We start from the raw sequence: 15,716 nt of genomic DNA on the forward strand, positions 1-15,716 counted from the left end.
GTCCCTGCTTGAATGAATGGGTTCTATACTTATTTATAATAAAAAACGAACAACCCTGAAATTGGATTGTTCGAAATTGAGGACTCATAAATTTCAATATTTTATTTTTTATTTAATTTCTCATTGATTCTTCGGCTGTCGAGAACAGAAATGATATAGAACACGAGAAAGATGATGAGCATGATAACAAATGTTGCCCCGGCATAGAAAATGATACTTGATGGATTGAGGGCTATCCATCCATTGAAAACCGCGATGGTGGTAAACGCGATGATGCCTGTTCCAAACTGGACGACAGTAACAAGAGCGCTTGCCATTGTTGTATAGTACAGTGACGATGCGACACCTATGAATGCTGCTGCGATCCAGACAGAAATTATTTCTTCAGGAGTAACTGTTGTAAATGCGCCGGTCACACCATTCAATAAGTAGATGAAACTCCCGAGACCTATGGATATTGCGATACTTCTGAGTAAATTAGTAAACATCAAATCCCCAGCCTTTCTTTTAATGATGGTACGTAACGTCTTGAAATATTCACTTTAGTACCGTTTATCATACGTGCAGTCAGGTTGCCTGAAAATGACGGTTCAACACGTTTGATCATCTGGATGTTCAGCATTCCGGACTTGGATACTTTCATAAATGTTTCGGATTTTATTTCTTCCATAAGGGCGCTTAAAGTTTTCGTTGTAACAATTTCATCTTCTGTCGTATAGAGCGTCAGCGTTTTATCCTGCACTTCGGCGCAGATGATATCGGACTTCTGAACCATCAAAAATTCTTCATCTGAACGGATGGCCAGATTTTCCCTGTCAGTCGTGAAGTGATCTATGAATGATAGAATGCGTGCGCCGACTGTCGTGTTCTTCGTATGAATCTTGATTTCATCATCATTTAATTGTTTGTCTATAATCAGTTCAGTCTTCATGGAAATCCCCCTTAACAGTTAACTTATTCTGCATATAATCCCGTTGATTTTGCAAGGGGTTTTAATAAGATGACTGCGATGAGCGTATCTTTATAATTGACTCCATATCATGCATCTCCTTTGTTTTGTTGCCCCCAGTATATAACGGTAAACTGGGCTGGCGGGCGATTTTTCCGCAAGCGGTCGAAAATCTTCCCTGACCGGTAAAAGACGAGTGGTTATAAACCGGTGTATTTCAATTTTCCGTGTTTTTCATCACTGTTAAACTGGTATATGTATTGTGAAGATACTTTTATCAGAAGGAGCGTATGTATGAAAGATGCAAAGCAACTTGAATCCAAGCTGAACAATCTCGATGGCCAGAAGTACGGTGCCTATAAACAACTGATAGGTATTTACAGGTTCAACGACTTCAGGCTGGCAATCGACCATGTGCAGGTCGATCCGTTTGCCCCGCCATCCAAAATGCGGATGATTGTGAACCGGGAGACAGCGGGTTTCCCATCTGATCTGCTGGATTCGAAAAATAAAAAAATCGCAGTATCAGATTTTTTGACACGAATATTTGAAGAAAGCATCAGAAAACAAATAAAGGCAGCTGATAGAAATAGTAAAAATATCAAAATTATGATCGACCGTCCCGGGCAGGAAATATTGGAGCGGACCTCAGTCGTCATAAACGGGCAGGAACTGGAAGTGCGCTTCGAAGTCGGTCTGCCGGCTGCGGGCAGGAAGATACTTGGAAAAGCTGCAGCCCGCATCATTACCGGGCTTCTGCCTTCAATCGCCGAAGATGCGCTGAAGTATCAAAATATTGACGGAGAATCACTTCGGGAACATGTGGCGCTGATGATGGATCAGGTTCATATCAGAAAAGAACTGGATGATAGAAATCTTGTCGCGTTCGTCGCTGATGAAGCCATACTGCCCCGACACAGCGGTGTATCGGACAAGCCTTTGAAGGATGCTGTACCGTTTTTAAGTCCGGAAAATCTAAAAGTTGAAATTGCGCTTCCAAGCGGCCGGAAAGCTACCGGCATGGGTATCACAGAGGGTATTACACTCATTGTCGGCGGAGGGTACCACGGCAAGTCGACCCTCCTTCAGGCATTGGAACGCGGTGTCTATAACCATATTCCAGGAGACGGCCGGGAACTGGTCATTACGAGAAATAATGCTTCGAAAATACGTGCGGAAGACGGCCGTAATATTGAAAAGGTCAACATCAGTACATTCATCAATAATCTGCCGGCAAAGAAAGATACCCATACCTTTTCAACAGAAAATGCGAGCGGCAGTACTTCACAGGCGGCCAATGTCATGGAGGCACTCGAAGCGGATACCGGGCTGCTGTTGATTGATGAAGATACTTCGGCAACGAATTTCATGATCCGGGATGCACGTATGCAGAAACTGATCGCTCAGGATAAAGAACCGATTACACCGTTTTCCAGCAAAGTAAAACCGCTCTATGAGGATAAAAATGTTTCAACGATACTCATTGTCGGCGGGTCCGGCGACTATTTCGATGTCGCAGACCGGGTGCTGATGATGGATGAATACGGATTGAAAGATGTGACGGAAGCAGCCAAGGAAATTACGGGTATGGAAGGATACAGGAGAGACGATCTATCAGACCGTGTATTCGGTGAAATTACCGACAGAGTACCGTTAAAAGCCGGCTTCCCGAAATCCGGCAAGGAATCCAGACTGAAAACTAAAGGCAGGACAACGATTTTGTATGGCAGAGAACCGATTGAAATTTCCGGTCTGGAACAGCTGGTCGATGACAGCCAGACCAACTGCATTTCAGTAATGATCGAGTATTTCAGAAATCAGATCCTCGATGACAGACTGACATTGTCCCAGGCAGCTGACCGGATATACGATCATATCGAAAAGAACGGACTGGATGCCATCTCCCCATATTCCGGCCATCCGGGCAATTTGGCGTTGCCCAGAAAGCAGGAATTCATCGGGGCACTTAACCGTTACCGCAGTATGAAAGTGAAATAATGTTAAGGAGGATATTATGAATATACTCAGAAATGACCAGTATTTCCGCTACGGCGATGACAGATTTCAAGTGCGTACGCGACGGCCGGGATTGATTTATCAGGATTTTGACCGGGAAGACTACGCCTTCGGTCCACTCAGCCGGTTCGACCATGTGAACCTGGCAGAAGACTACTGCATTAAGATGCATCTGCACCACAATGATGAAATATTGAGCTATCTTTACAAAGGAGAGATGCTCCATCGTGATACAGATGACAATAAAGAGCTTCTAACTCCGAATAAGTTAATGGTCATGAATGCAGGACATGAATTTTATCATGAAGAATCGACCCCGGACGAAGGTAATGAGATGCTGCAAATATTAATCCGTCCAGAAAAAGCGGATGTGTCACCCGGGGTCCAGTTTTGGGACCGGGAAATCAAGTTTGATTCCGAGTGGAATCTGATTGCGGGGCCTGCATCAATGGCACCGCCGATGACTGTTCGGAACGATGTCGCAGTAATGGATGTGCATGGCAGTGCCGGTGATGAACTTAAAATACCTGCCAGGGAAGGTATGACACCGTGGCTCTATGTTATGGACGGGAGTATTGAAGTACAGGGAGAGACGCTTCATAAAGGAGATGCTGTTACGGACGGCCCCGACAGCTTAAAGATTATCAAGCTGAAAGAAGCTTCGACACTCGTGCTGTTTCTCGTCAATCTGAACGCACCGATGACACTCAAAGGGAATTTCAGCGGTCACAAACGTAACAATATGGAAAGATATCAGAAATAGAAGCAAAAAAGCATCCATTGAGAAATGGATGCTTTTCATTATATTATCGTATTTATTGATTCACCTGATGGTCAAGCGTCTGGCCTGTCAGAGCCTTGACAGCCTGATCAGCCGCCGTTTCTGCCATCTGATCTCTCGCTTCATAAGTATCGTTCCCGATATGCGGTGTCAAAATGACGTTATCAAGTTTGGCGAGCTTTTCATTGATATGCGGTTCTTTTTCATGCACATCGAGTGCTGCAGCCTGTATCTCTTTATTTTCCAGAGCTTCGTATAACGCTTCTTCATCCACCACACCGCCGCGTGCAGTATTGATGAAATAAGCACTATCTTTCATCTGTTCAAACTGTTTTTTGCCGAACAGATGGTGGGATGTTTCATTGTAGTTCACTTGTGTAATAACATAGTCTGCTTCTTTCAAAGCCTCTTCAAGAGATACTTTTTCAGCATTGATATCTGTCTCTTTCTCTTCATGGTCTACATACAAAATTTTCATATCAAACGCCTGGGCAAGTTTGCCGATATACTGGCCGATCTGTCCGAATCCGACGATGGCAAGTGTTTTATCGATGACCTGGTTGCCGCCCAAGTACCCCATGACCTGCCAGCCTTCAAATTCATTTTTTTCAGCCATTTCCTGGCCCGGCAGCACACGGCGTGACAATGCGAGCATCAGTGTAATCGCAAGTTCTGCCGTTGAAGCGACAGACTTGTGGACCGGGGTATTCGTCACCGCGATATTATGCTTCTTCGCTTCTTCAATATCGATATTGTTGAAGCCGGCACCTACGTTTGCGATCACTTTCATGGCCGGGTTCGCATGGATGACTTCAGCCGGCGCCTGGACATTGACCCCTGTAATCAGCCCGTCCACATCTTTAACGTTTTCAATAATCTGCTTCTGGGCCGGAGTGGTCAATTCATCGTGCATATTCAATTCGATATTTTGATCTTTAATGATTTTCACTGCCGATTCAGGCAGTTTTACCGCGCTATAGATCTTTGCCATAATTCAACCTGCTTTCTTTTTAATTGATTTAGCCTAAATAAAACCATTTAAACTTTTAAATGACATTACAAAGTATTTAAAGATTCATAATTGATATTATATCAATAAAATCATAACGTTTAACTTTCATTTCGACCATCCGTATTGTGTACTATGTTTAATTGAAAGAATATTTTGGGTTTGTGCTGTTTAGTATAATATATTAATTTATTATGTTAATATGTTTCATTGATGTATTTTATAAATATTAATAAGAAAGCTGGATAATATGTCAAACTCAGATTCATTCGATTTTAAAAAGAACCTGCCGCTCTTAATCGTTCTGCTGTCAGGTGCTTTCGTCACAATTTTGAACCAGACGCTTCTTGGCACTGCCCTTCCGCCGATAATGAATGATCTTAATTTAAGCGGGAGTACTGCTCAGTGGCTGCAGTCGATATTCATGCTGGTTAACGGGATTATGATTCCTGTTACGGCTTTTTTAATTGATAAATTTACGACACGCAGACTGTTTTTGACTGCGATGGGATTATTTACACTTGGTACATTATTATGTGCCATTGCACCGAATTTTTCTATACTTATGGCCGGCCGTGTACTGCAGGCATCCGGTGCGGGTATCATGATGCCTCTGATGCAGACCATTCTATTCCTGTCTTTCCCTATTAACAGAAGAGGGACCGCGATGGGGCTGTTCGGTCTGATCATTGCATTTGCCCCGGCAATCGGACCGAGCCTGTCTGGATTTCTGGTCGACCAGTTCCCTTGGCGCAGCGTATTCATCGTTGTGCTCCCTATAGCTGTCATAGACATAATCGCAGCATATTTTCTGCTCAGAAATGTTACGGAACTTAAAAATCCGAAAGTGGATGTTGTGTCCATCATTCTTTCTACACTCGGATTTGGGGGTATTTTATACGGCTTCAGTGTTGCCGGCGATATGGGCTGGCTCAGCTGGCAGGTATTGCTGCCTGTAATCGGCGGCGGATTAATACTTTACTCCTTTATAACAAGACAGTTGAGATTAAAAGAACCGCTGCTCGAGTTCAGAGTGTTTCAGAATAATACATTCAGTCTGGCGACTGCGCTCGGCATGGTCGTCTTTGCCGCGATGATCGGTACGAATGTCATTCTTCCGCTCTACATGCAGAATATGGTCGGCTTTTCTGCCCTGGAATCCGGGCTCGTTCTGTTGCCGGGTGCGATTATTATGGGCTTTTCAAGCCCGATTACCGGATATCTGTTCGACAGGTTCGGTGGTAAGTGGCTTGCGAGAATTGGGATGTTTATACTTGCCGTGACCACATTTGGATTCACAGACTTGAGTACAGAAACCAGCTTCACTTATTTGGCGACCATGCATGCACTGCGTATGATGTCCATATCCATGGTCATGATGCCGATGACGACACTGGCGCTCAACCAGCTGCCGAATGATCTGATACCGCATGGTACGGCTGTAAACAACACATTCCGCCAGGTGTCAGGGGCAATCGGTACTGCGATTCTTGTAACGGTGATGAGCACCGCCGCGATTCCATCGGAAGGTATGGAAGGTTCCATTCATGGTGTCAATATATCCTTTGTCGTTGCAGGTGTCGCATCCTTCCTCGGATTTATACTTTCTTTCAGATTGAAAGAAGAAGTAAAACCCGGAGATTGATTAAAATAAAAACCCATTAAAAAATCAGTCCGTCAAATCTGACGTGCTGATTTTTTGTTCAGTCACATATCCACCGGCCATCGACCATCCGGCATGCATCAGCGTCACTGCCCATCTGCTGCAGGCCGGTGAGCTGGATATTTTCTTTCTGTGCGATTTCTTCGATCGTATTTTCAATGACTGACTGGGGCTGTGCACCGCTGATCAGGTATTTATCCTCTATAATCAGCGCCGGTACACTGTTGATGCCATTCTGTCTGACAAAATCCAGGTCCCTTAACACTGCCTGCTCGGTCTCTTTATTTTCAAATTGACCTTTCCACGCCGTGAAATCAAGTGATGTATTTTCAATGACTGACTCAATCACAGCGACATCTGATATGTCCTGATTTTCAGTGAACAGTGCATGCTGAAGGGCGTCAAACACTTCCCAGTAAGCTTGTTCACCGGCCATAATTCCGGCTGCTTTCGCTGCAATCAGTGCATTTTTAGAAGTTGGGAATAAGAAGTCCTCTGCCTTCATGCCGTCAATATTGAAACGTTTCAAGTCATCATTTTCATTGGCCTGTTCCCAGTGCCCCATCACTTCAGGTTTCACTGCTTCGTGAGATCCGAACATATTCTCGAACTGTTCTTTTTCCCATCCGAGTGCGAAAGAACGGTGTGTGACTTCCACCTTTGGATATTTCTCACTAATTTTACGCATGCGGTATGACATCGGGAAACAGAAGCTGCAAATGACATCATGGACAAATTCAATTTTCATTAAACGATTCTCCTTATAAGAATTACCATAGTTCATTCCATTATAGGGAGTGTGTAAGCATTGTTCTAATTATTTGACTATGACTACAGGAATATTGGATCTTTTGGCAACTTTATGGCTGACACTGCCCATGACCATTTCCTGCAAGGTGTTCAGTCCTCTGCTTCCGAGGACGACCAACTGATAAATGCCATTATTTGCGCAGGCCACTACGGTTTCATTTGGCGTACCGTGTTCGAAGAGAATCTTGTGGGAAACATTATTATTCTCATATAAACCCACGATCTTTGAGAGCTTTTCCTTCCGCTTATGGATGATACTTTCTGAAGGACTGCTGTGAAGGACATCATTTTTGGAACCTTCTGCGTCAATGACATTGAGTATGGTGACTTCCGTCCCTTCATTGATGAAATTCAAAGTTTCTTCTGCGGCACGGAAACTGTTGTCGGAACCATCTGCCGCAAGCAGGATTGTTTTATACATATATGTTCTCCTTTCCTTAAGTTAAATGCTGTTCGTTTATCTGGCTCAACTCTTTAACGATTTTTCGGCTGTCTGCGTTCAGCTGATGAACGTAGACGGTATTACCTTTCTCTTCAAACTTTCTGACAATCGTATCCACTGCATCCACGGCGGAATCATCCCATAAATGTGCCCTGGAAAAATCCAACTGTACCGGTTTATCATACTTCTTAAATTCAATCTGCTCAATTGTCGTATCTATCGAAGCAAAGAATATTTGGCCTTCAAAACGTAAAGTGATGGTATTGGCCATTTCTTCCAAATGGACGTCCACTTTTGAAATCTTGGTCGCAAAGAACAGTGCGCTGAAGATGACACCGACGATGACACCGATTGCCAGATTGTCAGTCATTAAAACAATGATGACTGTAATCAGCATAACAAATGCGTCAGTACGCGGTGCCTTTTGAAGGAATCTGAAAGAGCCCCAGTCGAATGTGCCGATGGATACCATCACCATGATACCTGCTAATATCGGCATCGGAATCTGTACGACCCAGTCACCTAGCACGATGATCAGGAACATCAGGAAAACACCCGCTGTGAAAGTGGATAACCGTGTTGTTGCACCGGACCTGACGTTGATGACAGACTGGCCGATCATTGCACAGCCACCCATGCCGCCGAAGAAACCGGTGACGAAGTTTGCGATGCCCTGGCCGCGTGATTCCCTGTTCTTACTGCTGTATGTGTCTGTTGCATTATCGACGATTCTTGCTGTCAGCAGACTCTCCACAAGACCGACAAGCGCCATCGATACTGAGTATGGCAGGATGATCATCAATGTTTCCATAGTAAACGGCACATCCGGAAGGAAGAAGCTTGGCAGAGAACGATCGATGTCCCCCAAATCACCCACCGTTCTGACATTTGAACCGAAAATAAGGTAAATACTTGTCAAAACGACAAGTGCGATCAACGGTGCCGGTATTTTTTTGAAAAATCTTGGTACGACATATACGATAAATAACGTAATGATGACATAAATATATGTATCTATTGATATTCCGAAAATATGCTCCAACTGCGACATGAAAATCATGATCGCAAGAGCGTTGACGAAGCCGATCATCACCGAATTAGGGATGAATTTCATCAGTTTGCCGACTTTGAGAATACCTAATATAATTTGAATGACACCCATCAGTATCGTCGCTGCAAGCAGATAATCCACACCGTACTCGCTGACCAGAGGGGTAACCAGCAGTGCGATAGCTCCAGTGGCAGCTGATATCATTGCAGGTCGTCCGCCGACGAAGGATATTATGACGGCAATAAGAAATGAGGCGTATAATCCAACCATCGGATCGACCCCGGCAATGATTGAGAATGCGATGGCTTCCGGTATTAATGCCAGAGCAACAACAATGCCTGCCAAAATATTAGTGCCCGGTGCTGTCAACCATTCTCTTTTAAATTTTTCAACCATAAATACACTTCCTAATCTTTTAAAATAGCTAAAGCAAGTATAACAGAATAGTTTCATAAGTCTACCAGTTTTGAGAACTTAAACAGAAAAAATAATGTTATAATATTGTAAAGATAGGAGAGGAATCAAATGAAATATGGTTATATCCGGCCAATTGAATTATATGATGCAGTTTCAATCCAAAAGAAAAAGTTAAACACACATACAAAAGAAATTTATATAGAAGATCATCCAGAAAATAAACGAAGAAATCAGCTGGATACACTTCTTGATAAAATTTTGCAGGCAAATGATGAACTGATTGTCACTGATTTATGTATATTAGCCGATTCTACAAAGCATCTCGCAGATATTATAGATGTGTGCAGCAGCAAGTCGGTACATATAAAAGTTCTTAATCCTGTGCTCTCAATTTCTCCTGAGTCGGAGTATACCTTTGAACAGGTATTGGATGAAATCTCCACTTTCCAAAGTGATGTTGTCAAATTCCGAACGCAGCTCGGTCTTAATAAGGCAATCAAAGATGGAAAGAAGATGGGCCGGCCGAAGAGAAGTGATGACAATATTAAAAGAGCGGTTGAAATGTATATGACCAAAGAATATACGCTTGATGAAATTAAAGAAGAGACGAATATCAGCAGAGCGACATTATACAGACACTTGGAAAGGTAATGATCTTTATTTAAAGTTTTATAATTCATTCAATTAAAATGAACAGATGGCTTATCATGAAAACCATAATTTATGGAGCGACAGGCGGTGTCGGCCAATGTGTGGTGAAACAAGGGCTTGAAGCCGGTTTTGATGTAACGGCATTTGTACGCATGCCGGCAAAGCTTGAAGTTGCACATGAAAATTTAAAAGTCATACAGGGAGATGCTTTCAGCAGGTGTACATAAAGAATTGACCGGAATGAGCGGCAAATTGGTTATGGTGCTGCTGAAAAACATTTTGGCAGATCACCGTGCAGCGGTTCACCATATTGAAGCAGCCGGTTTAAATTACACAATCGCACGTCCGATGGGACTGTCTGATAAAGAATTCACCGAAAAGTACAAGGAAGCCGAAACGGGTGTGCCGGGCAAATCAAGCTCAATAGTGCGCACCGATGTCGCGCATTTTATTATAAAAGCTCTGAGGAATTCCAATTATGAAAATACTGCGGTCGGAATTGCAACTCAATATATGTATAAATAAAAAAACTGCGATGTCTGAAATTTTCCAGACATCGCAGGTTTTAATATTGGGGGTGAAATTTTACCACCAGTTATTTGCTTCACGGAATTCAATTGCTTCTTCAACTGAACCATAACGTTCATTTGCATAGTCGATCATGCCTTCAGTCTGTGTTGCAACTGATCCTGTACCCCAATGCTCTTTAGTCTGGCCAAGGCCTTGGTAGCCAAGTGGGTTGACTGCATTTGGGTCACCGCTGGATTCAGGCATTACGATTGAGTTCCACATCGCTTCACTGCCGCCGGAAGCAAGGAACTGCTCTTTAGTAGAACCGTTAGCTGTTGATTCTTGCTGTTGAGTATTTTGTTTCGGCTGTTCAACGTTCTGCTCTGGTGCTGCAGGTTGTTCCTCTACCGGCTGTGCTTCCTGAGTTTCTTCAGTTTCCTGAACTGCAGGTTGTGTTTGTTCTGCACTTTCCTGTGAAACTGGCTGTTCTTCCTGAACATACTCTTCAGTTACTTGTGGTGCAGCTTCTTCAGAAGTCTGTACTGGCGCTTCTGTATTTTCAACTGACTGGTTATTATAACCATTATAAGCCCATGTGTAGTTTACACCATCTGACTGAAAATCATAATTTACTTGATTCAGGTCGAAGTTATAGTGGTACTCGCCTTCATGAAGTGGCGCATTGTTTAATTCTTCTGATTCAGCCTGAGCCATTTCAGCAAGGTTTTGTTTATCGATATTCTGCTCTGAAGCTTCTGCATCATCAGTTATTGCCAAGCCGCCGACACCCAGTCCAAGAGCGAGAGTTGTAGTTAATATTGTTTTCTTCATAAATTTAATTCCTCCAAAAAAGGTACGTTTTAATTAGTGATTCATCATTAATCCTTAAAGATTAAATTTCACTATGAGCCTTAAATTTCAAGGCAAGACCTAATGTAACACAGAATTTTTCTCAGCAGGTTACAGTCCAATAATAATGAAATTACAATTATAGTTTTGAATGTAACATTGAAATATCACTGTATTATTTCTGAATACTGCCATGGAGAGGACATAATTTGTTGTTCAAATCAGTGGAATCACAGTCTCATGTCATTTTGATGTAAAGACAGTCTGGGAAATCAAAAAGCTCCAAATGCCAAATAGGAACTTGGTATTTGGAGCTTTTCAGATCTATTTATTAGCATCAAGCATATAAATGAAGTGACGGATTTCTATAAATCTTTTTCATCAATACCTGCATCTATTTGTTTTTGATACTCTGCTTCTTCTTTTGAAAGGTATTCTTTCATTCGGTGTTTGTTCGGAGTGAGCGTAAGTCCGAGATATTTTCGTTCTTCGTTCGCATCCTTATAGAATGATAAAATCATCATAATAATTACAAAACTGAATGGCAGTGCTGCGATAATCGCTGCAGACTGCAAGGCTTCAAGGCCTGTTTCTCCTCCTGAAAGAAGCAGTACATATGCGATGGATGACAATGCGATACCCCAGACAATTTTAATTTTTGCTGCTGGTCGCAATGATCCGTGAGAAGTCTGCATACCAAGTACGAAGGTAGCAGAATCTGCTGATGTGATAAAGAATGAAGATATTAATATTATTGCAATGATTGATAATGGTATGCTTATCGGCATTTCATTGAATATCGCGAAGAGCTGTGTTTCCGGTCCGAAATCAAGTATTTCCGGTACTTTGCTGGCGACTTCGATACCTGTGACGCCAAATACCGTATACCAGATGATACCGATTGAAGTCGGCACTAAAAGAAGTGCCATAACAAATTCACGTACAGTCCGGCCTTTTGAAACTCTCGCGATGAAAATACCTACAAATGGACTCCAGCTTAACCACCATGCCCAGTAATAGATTGTCCAGGTCTGCAACCAATCATTTTTCTGATCATTCATAGGTGCGGCATCCAATGTTCTTGCGACAAATGTATTAATGTATTCTCCGGCAGCTGTAGGGAGCATATTCAATATCAGCATCGTAGGGCCTAATATTAAAATAGCTAAAAGCAATATTGCTGCCATTATCATATTTAAGTTACTTAAATATTTGATGCCTTTGCTTAATCCACTCCATGCACTTGCAAGGAAAAGTACAGTAACGACACCAATGATGACGCCCTGCATCGTCAAGTTGATGGGTACACCAAATAAATAATTGAGTCCACCGTTAATCTGAGTCGTACCTACACCCAGTGAAACAGCGACACCGACTACTGTTGCAAATACTGTCAGAACATCAATGACTACACCGACAGGACCGTCAACTCTGTCACCCAATATCGGGCGCAGTGTTTTAGAGAGTAAACCTGACTCTCCTTTTCTAAATTGGAAATAGGCAAGAGCAAGTGCGACTGCACCATACATGCCCCAAGCATGTGCTCCCCAGTGGAAGACAGTGGCCCGGACAGCTTCCAGCATTGCCTCTTCCGTTTCGGGTTCGGCTGTTGCAGGCATGAAATAGTGTGCGATAGGTTCGGAGGTGCTGTAAAATACCATACCGATACCCATACCTGCACTGAACAACATAGTCAGCCATGAACGTGTACTGAACTCTGGTTCGTGATGCGGTTTACCTAACTTTAATTTACCAATCGGACTGAAAACAAGAAATATACAAAAGAATAACATGCCAGATGTAATGATCATATAATACCATCCGAAATAGTTGCTCACCCAATTTGATATGGTGCCTGAAGCTGCTCCGAACTGTTCTGGATTTATCACACCGATAATTACCAGTGAGGTGACGATAATTACAGAATATATAAAGACATTCGATAATTTTTTGCTGGGATTTGAAGAATCCTTCATTAATCTGCTCCTTAAAATTTTATAAACATTGAATTATATTCAATATTATTACTTTTATCTAAATGAATAACCTATTGATAATAACAAATTCAAACTTAAAGGGCAACGCAGGTTTTAATAATCAGCAGGCTATATGTAATGCTCAGCGTTATTTTTAAATTATTGCTCAAAAAATGCGTTGATTTATAAGGGTTTATGAAGTATCGGACGGCGTTATAAAATATATATAGTACAGGACTATTTCAAAAAAAACAGACCGTCTAAGGATTATGATTCCAAAAGGTCTGTCTTTAACTTTACTACTCTACTTCGTCAGACAATATATATTTCGCTTCTTCAAACTCAAAGCTTACAAATTCAATTTCACCGGTAAAGGTAAAATCTCCTTCTTCCTCATATTCAGGGCTCACAGAATAAAGCTTATCCTGACCCATGTCCAAACCTTCAAATGAAGTTTTAAAAGGTAATGTTTTTATATCAGTTTCACCAGTGGTCTCATCATTGATGAATAACTTTGCTGTCCCCTGGTTCTCACCTGTATTTTCAAATTCAAATTTGATGTCATGAGATCCATGTTCGAGTTCGGCCTCAGAAGTGATAGTAAATCTCTGATCGCCTCTGGCGGCATATCCCATTCTGTTTCCGTCGGCAGCCTTTTACCTAGCCAGCGTGCATAGCTCCGTGCACCCTTCTATGAGATATGCACTACAAGGTGATCCATCCTGCTTTGAATATTGGAATCTGTACCCTCGGATTTTTTTCATGAGGCTCCCTGGATGACAAGCCACCAAGGTGTCTGTTGCAGCATTCTTTTGACCTTACTTTTAATTGGACGACTTACAAACTGATAAAAGACAAAAGACCAACCGTACCGTTCCGCTTCAGTGATATAACCCGTGTCATCAACAAACTTCTTAAAATCATTGTTTGTCAATGTCTGGGTATCCATAAAAAATGAATTGATTTTAATTTTTTTGATGGTCTTTCTCCATCCTCAGGATGGCCGTCTTTATCATTGGTTCCCATAAAAAACTGCCTCCGGGTATGAAAACCTGATTATTAGTCACTGTTCCAGCAGGAGCAGACGTGATGTCTTTTACTACTGTCTTTTTCTTTTTTTGATCTGTGACGGACTCTCTCCTCGCACTGCAACAATTCCTATGTTGATGGGGTTCTATTTGAACCGCTCCTCTCTTTCTGAAAATTCAATTGTAAGCGCTAACAAAATAATGTTATAATAATATAGAATAACGATACTCAAATAAAGCAACAATGTTTATGGATTGAATATACTGATTTAATAGAATTTCTAGTGTACTTAATAGGTAGATTGATAACTGGCCTGAGTTTTTACTTTATACCAGGAGAGATATTTATTACGTTTTCTGGAGTGTTTAATAATATTGGGAAAGATGCATAATTATTATTAAGAAACAATTTACTGAGTATTGACAATTTTTTGAAACAGAGATAAAGTTTTATAGTAAGAATAAATATACAAGGGGGATGTCAAATGAAATTAAACAAGTTTTGGTTACTGGCTACAATGTTAGTGTTTATGTTGGTGCTTGCAGCATGTGGTAACGGCGATGACTCAGGTGAAGATGGTGCAGAGTCAGAAGGTACAGAAGAATCCGGTGGCGAAGATTCCGGAGATGGTGCTGAAGCCGAAGGAGAAACGCCTGACTTCCTGACATTGCTGACAGGTGGTACAAGTGGTACGTACTATCCGCTTGGTGGTGAAATGGCTTCAAACATCACTGATGAGACGGGCATTCAAACAGATGCACTTTCGTCAAACGCCTCTGCAGATAACATAGTTGATTTGCAGGCAGGAGAAGCAGATCTTGCAATGGTTCAAACTGACACAGTCGCTCAGGCTGTAGAAGGTACCGGCGCATTTGAAGGTGAAGCTGTTGAAAATGTGTTGGCATTGGGATCACTTTATCCTGAGACAGTTCAGATTGTAACGACGGCTGATTCCGGTATAGAATCTGTTGAAGACCTTGAAGGTAAATCAGTTTCAGTTGGTGCACCGGGTTCCGGTACATTCTATAATGCTGAACAGATTCTTGAGATTCACGGTTTGAGTGTAGAGGACGATATTGAAGCTCAAAATCTTGATTTCGGTGAATCTACAGGTGGCATTCAAGATGGAAACATTGATGCAGCGATTATCACAGGTGGTACGCCAACTGGTGCTGTAGAAGAATTGACAGCTACAGTTGATGTGAAAATTCTTCCAATTGAACAGGATAAGATTGACGAACTGGTTGAACAGTACCCATTCTATGCTGAAGACACTGTAGAGTCAGGCACATACGGTATTGAAGAAGATGTAACGACAGTGGCAGTACTTGCAATGATTGCAGTATCAGACAGCTTGTCCGAGGATGCTGTATATGATGTCACAGCAGCTATTTACGAAAACACAGACTCAATGGCACATGCGAGAGCTGAAGATATTACAATCGACAGTGCTCTGGACGGTATCGGTATAGATATGCACCCGGGTGCACAAAAATACTTCGATGAGCAGGGCGTAAGTGCAGAGTAAAATATAATTAATGAATGATATGACCGGCGGTCAAT

The 15,716-nt window shown here is 42.1% G+C and carries 15 protein-coding genes and 1 pseudogene; 6 read left to right on the forward strand and 10 right to left on the reverse strand.

Annotation, left to right across the window (positions count from 1 at the left end):
* Positions 1–101 precede the first annotated feature (101 nt).
* Positions 102–488, reverse strand: coding sequence for a DUF3021 family protein (locus BO48_RS08520; protein ID WP_496367016.1), 387 nt, complete (start codon positions 486–488; stop codon positions 102–104).
* A complete protein-coding gene (locus tag BO48_RS08525; RefSeq protein ID WP_496367017.1) occupies positions 488–931 on the reverse strand; it encodes a LytTR family DNA-binding domain-containing protein in 444 nt (147 codons plus the stop codon). The genes BO48_RS08520 and BO48_RS08525 overlap by 1 nt, the downstream gene beginning before the upstream one ends.
* 312 nt (positions 932–1,243) lie before the next feature.
* Between BO48_RS08525 and BO48_RS08530 the strand changes: the two genes are divergently transcribed.
* Together BO48_RS08530 and BO48_RS08535 are read left to right on the forward strand one after the other, a co-directional pair.
* A complete protein-coding gene (locus BO48_RS08530; protein ID WP_496367018.1) occupies positions 1,244–2,947 on the forward strand; it encodes an ABC-ATPase domain-containing protein in 1,704 nt (567 codons plus the stop codon).
* Positions 2,948–2,963: 16 nt separating this feature from the next.
* Positions 2,964–3,728: a pirin family protein gene (locus BO48_RS08535; RefSeq protein WP_496367019.1), complete on the forward strand. Its 765-nt coding sequence runs from the start codon at positions 2,964–2,966 to the stop codon at positions 3,726–3,728.
* 52 nt (positions 3,729–3,780) lie between these two features.
* Here BO48_RS08535 and BO48_RS08540 read toward each other — a convergent pair whose 3' ends face one another.
* Complete coding sequence (locus BO48_RS08540; protein WP_496367020.1) at positions 3,781–4,737, reverse strand: 2-hydroxyacid dehydrogenase; 957 nt, start codon at positions 4,735–4,737, stop codon at positions 3,781–3,783.
* Positions 4,738–5,005: 268 nt separating this feature from the next.
* Here BO48_RS08540 and BO48_RS08545 point away from each other — a divergent pair, with 268 nt between their 5' ends.
* Complete coding sequence (locus tag BO48_RS08545) at positions 5,006–6,400, forward strand: MDR family MFS transporter (RefSeq protein ID WP_496367021.1); 1,395 nt, start codon at positions 5,006–5,008, stop codon at positions 6,398–6,400.
* Between the two features lie 58 nt (positions 6,401–6,458).
* On the opposite strand, the gene BO48_RS08550 is transcribed toward BO48_RS08545, so the two are convergent.
* The 3 genes from BO48_RS08550 to BO48_RS08560 form a co-directional block, all read right to left on the reverse strand.
* Complete coding sequence (locus BO48_RS08550) at positions 6,459–7,166, reverse strand: DsbA family oxidoreductase (RefSeq protein ID WP_496367022.1); 708 nt, start codon at positions 7,164–7,166, stop codon at positions 6,459–6,461.
* Positions 7,167–7,235: 69 nt separating this feature from the next.
* Complete coding sequence (locus BO48_RS08555) at positions 7,236–7,649, reverse strand: universal stress protein (RefSeq protein WP_496367023.1); 414 nt, start codon at positions 7,647–7,649, stop codon at positions 7,236–7,238.
* A 16-nt stretch (positions 7,650–7,665) separates the two neighbouring features.
* Positions 7,666–9,117 carry a SulP family inorganic anion transporter gene (locus tag BO48_RS08560; protein WP_496367024.1) on the reverse strand — a complete coding sequence of 484 codons (1,452 nt, stop codon included), beginning with the start codon at positions 9,115–9,117 and terminating at the stop codon, positions 7,666–7,668.
* Positions 9,118–9,246: 129 nt separating this feature from the next.
* On the opposite strand from BO48_RS08560, the gene BO48_RS08565 reads away from it, so the two are divergent.
* Positions 9,247–9,789 (forward strand): recombinase family protein, encoded by a 543-nt coding sequence (locus tag BO48_RS08565; protein ID WP_496367025.1) that lies wholly within the window; start codon positions 9,247–9,249, stop codon positions 9,787–9,789.
* Positions 9,790–9,845: 56 nt separating this feature from the next.
* A pseudogene (locus tag BO48_RS08570) lies at positions 9,846–10,314 on the forward strand (NAD(P)-dependent oxidoreductase).
* 60 nt (positions 10,315–10,374) lie between these two features.
* On the opposite strand, the gene BO48_RS08575 reads toward BO48_RS08570, so the two are convergent.
* From BO48_RS08575 to BO48_RS08590, 4 genes are all read right to left on the reverse strand, one after another.
* Positions 10,375–11,130, reverse strand: a complete 756-nt coding sequence (locus tag BO48_RS08575; protein WP_496367026.1) for an aggregation-promoting factor C-terminal-like domain-containing protein — start codon at positions 11,128–11,130, stop codon at positions 10,375–10,377.
* Positions 11,131–11,513: 383 nt separating this feature from the next.
* Positions 11,514–13,124 (reverse strand): BCCT family transporter, encoded by a 1,611-nt coding sequence (locus BO48_RS08580; protein ID WP_496367027.1) that lies wholly within the window; start codon positions 13,122–13,124, stop codon positions 11,514–11,516.
* A gap of 299 nt (positions 13,125–13,423) precedes the next feature.
* The gene (locus BO48_RS08585; protein WP_496367028.1) at positions 13,424–13,759 is read right to left on the reverse strand and encodes a hypothetical protein; all 336 of its coding nucleotides are present in this window, start codon (positions 13,757–13,759) and stop codon (positions 13,424–13,426) included.
* A gap of 125 nt (positions 13,760–13,884) precedes the next feature.
* Positions 13,885–14,103, reverse strand: coding sequence for an SUMF1/EgtB/PvdO family nonheme iron enzyme (locus BO48_RS08590; RefSeq protein WP_496367133.1), 219 nt, complete (start codon positions 14,101–14,103; stop codon positions 13,885–13,887).
* A 534-nt stretch (positions 14,104–14,637) separates the two neighbouring features.
* On the opposite strand from BO48_RS08590, the gene BO48_RS08595 reads away from it, so the two are divergent.
* Complete coding sequence (locus tag BO48_RS08595; RefSeq protein ID WP_496367030.1) at positions 14,638–15,681, forward strand: TAXI family TRAP transporter solute-binding subunit; 1,044 nt, start codon at positions 14,638–14,640, stop codon at positions 15,679–15,681.
* The last annotated feature ends 35 nt before the right edge of the window (positions 15,682–15,716 follow it).

Source organism: Lacicoccus kunmingensis DSM 17847 (assembly GCF_059568765.1).

Bases quoted from the DNA above. Each gene is read 5' to 3' on its own strand.
- BO48_RS08520 (WP_496367016.1), bottom strand. From the start codon at position 488: ATGTTTACTAATTTACTCAGAAGTATCGCAATATCCATAGGTCTCGGG.
- BO48_RS08525 (WP_496367017.1), bottom strand. From the start codon at position 931: ATGAAGACTGAACTGATTATAGACAAACAATTAAATGATGATGAAATC.
- BO48_RS08530 (WP_496367018.1), top strand. From the start codon at position 1,244: ATGAAAGATGCAAAGCAACTTGAATCCAAGCTGAACAATCTCGATGGC.
- BO48_RS08535 (WP_496367019.1), top strand. From the start codon at position 2,964: ATGAATATACTCAGAAATGACCAGTATTTCCGCTACGGCGATGACAGA.
- BO48_RS08540 (WP_496367020.1), bottom strand. From the start codon at position 4,737: ATGGCAAAGATCTATAGCGCGGTAAAACTGCCTGAATCGGCAGTGAAA.
- BO48_RS08545 (WP_496367021.1), top strand. From the start codon at position 5,006: ATGTCAAACTCAGATTCATTCGATTTTAAAAAGAACCTGCCGCTCTTA.
- BO48_RS08550 (WP_496367022.1), bottom strand. From the start codon at position 7,166: ATGAAAATTGAATTTGTCCATGATGTCATTTGCAGCTTCTGTTTCCCG.
- BO48_RS08555 (WP_496367023.1), bottom strand. From the start codon at position 7,649: ATGTATAAAACAATCCTGCTTGCGGCAGATGGTTCCGACAACAGTTTC.
- BO48_RS08560 (WP_496367024.1), bottom strand. From the start codon at position 9,117: ATGGTTGAAAAATTTAAAAGAGAATGGTTGACAGCACCGGGCACTAAT.
- BO48_RS08565 (WP_496367025.1), top strand. From the start codon at position 9,247: ATGAAATATGGTTATATCCGGCCAATTGAATTATATGATGCAGTTTCA.
- BO48_RS08575 (WP_496367026.1), bottom strand. From the start codon at position 11,130: ATGAAGAAAACAATATTAACTACAACTCTCGCTCTTGGACTGGGTGTC.
- BO48_RS08580 (WP_496367027.1), bottom strand. From the start codon at position 13,124: ATGAAGGATTCTTCAAATCCCAGCAAAAAATTATCGAATGTCTTTATA.
- BO48_RS08585 (WP_496367028.1), bottom strand. From the start codon at position 13,759: ATGGGATATGCCGCCAGAGGCGATCAGAGATTTACTATCACTTCTGAG.
- BO48_RS08595 (WP_496367030.1), top strand. From the start codon at position 14,638: ATGAAATTAAACAAGTTTTGGTTACTGGCTACAATGTTAGTGTTTATG.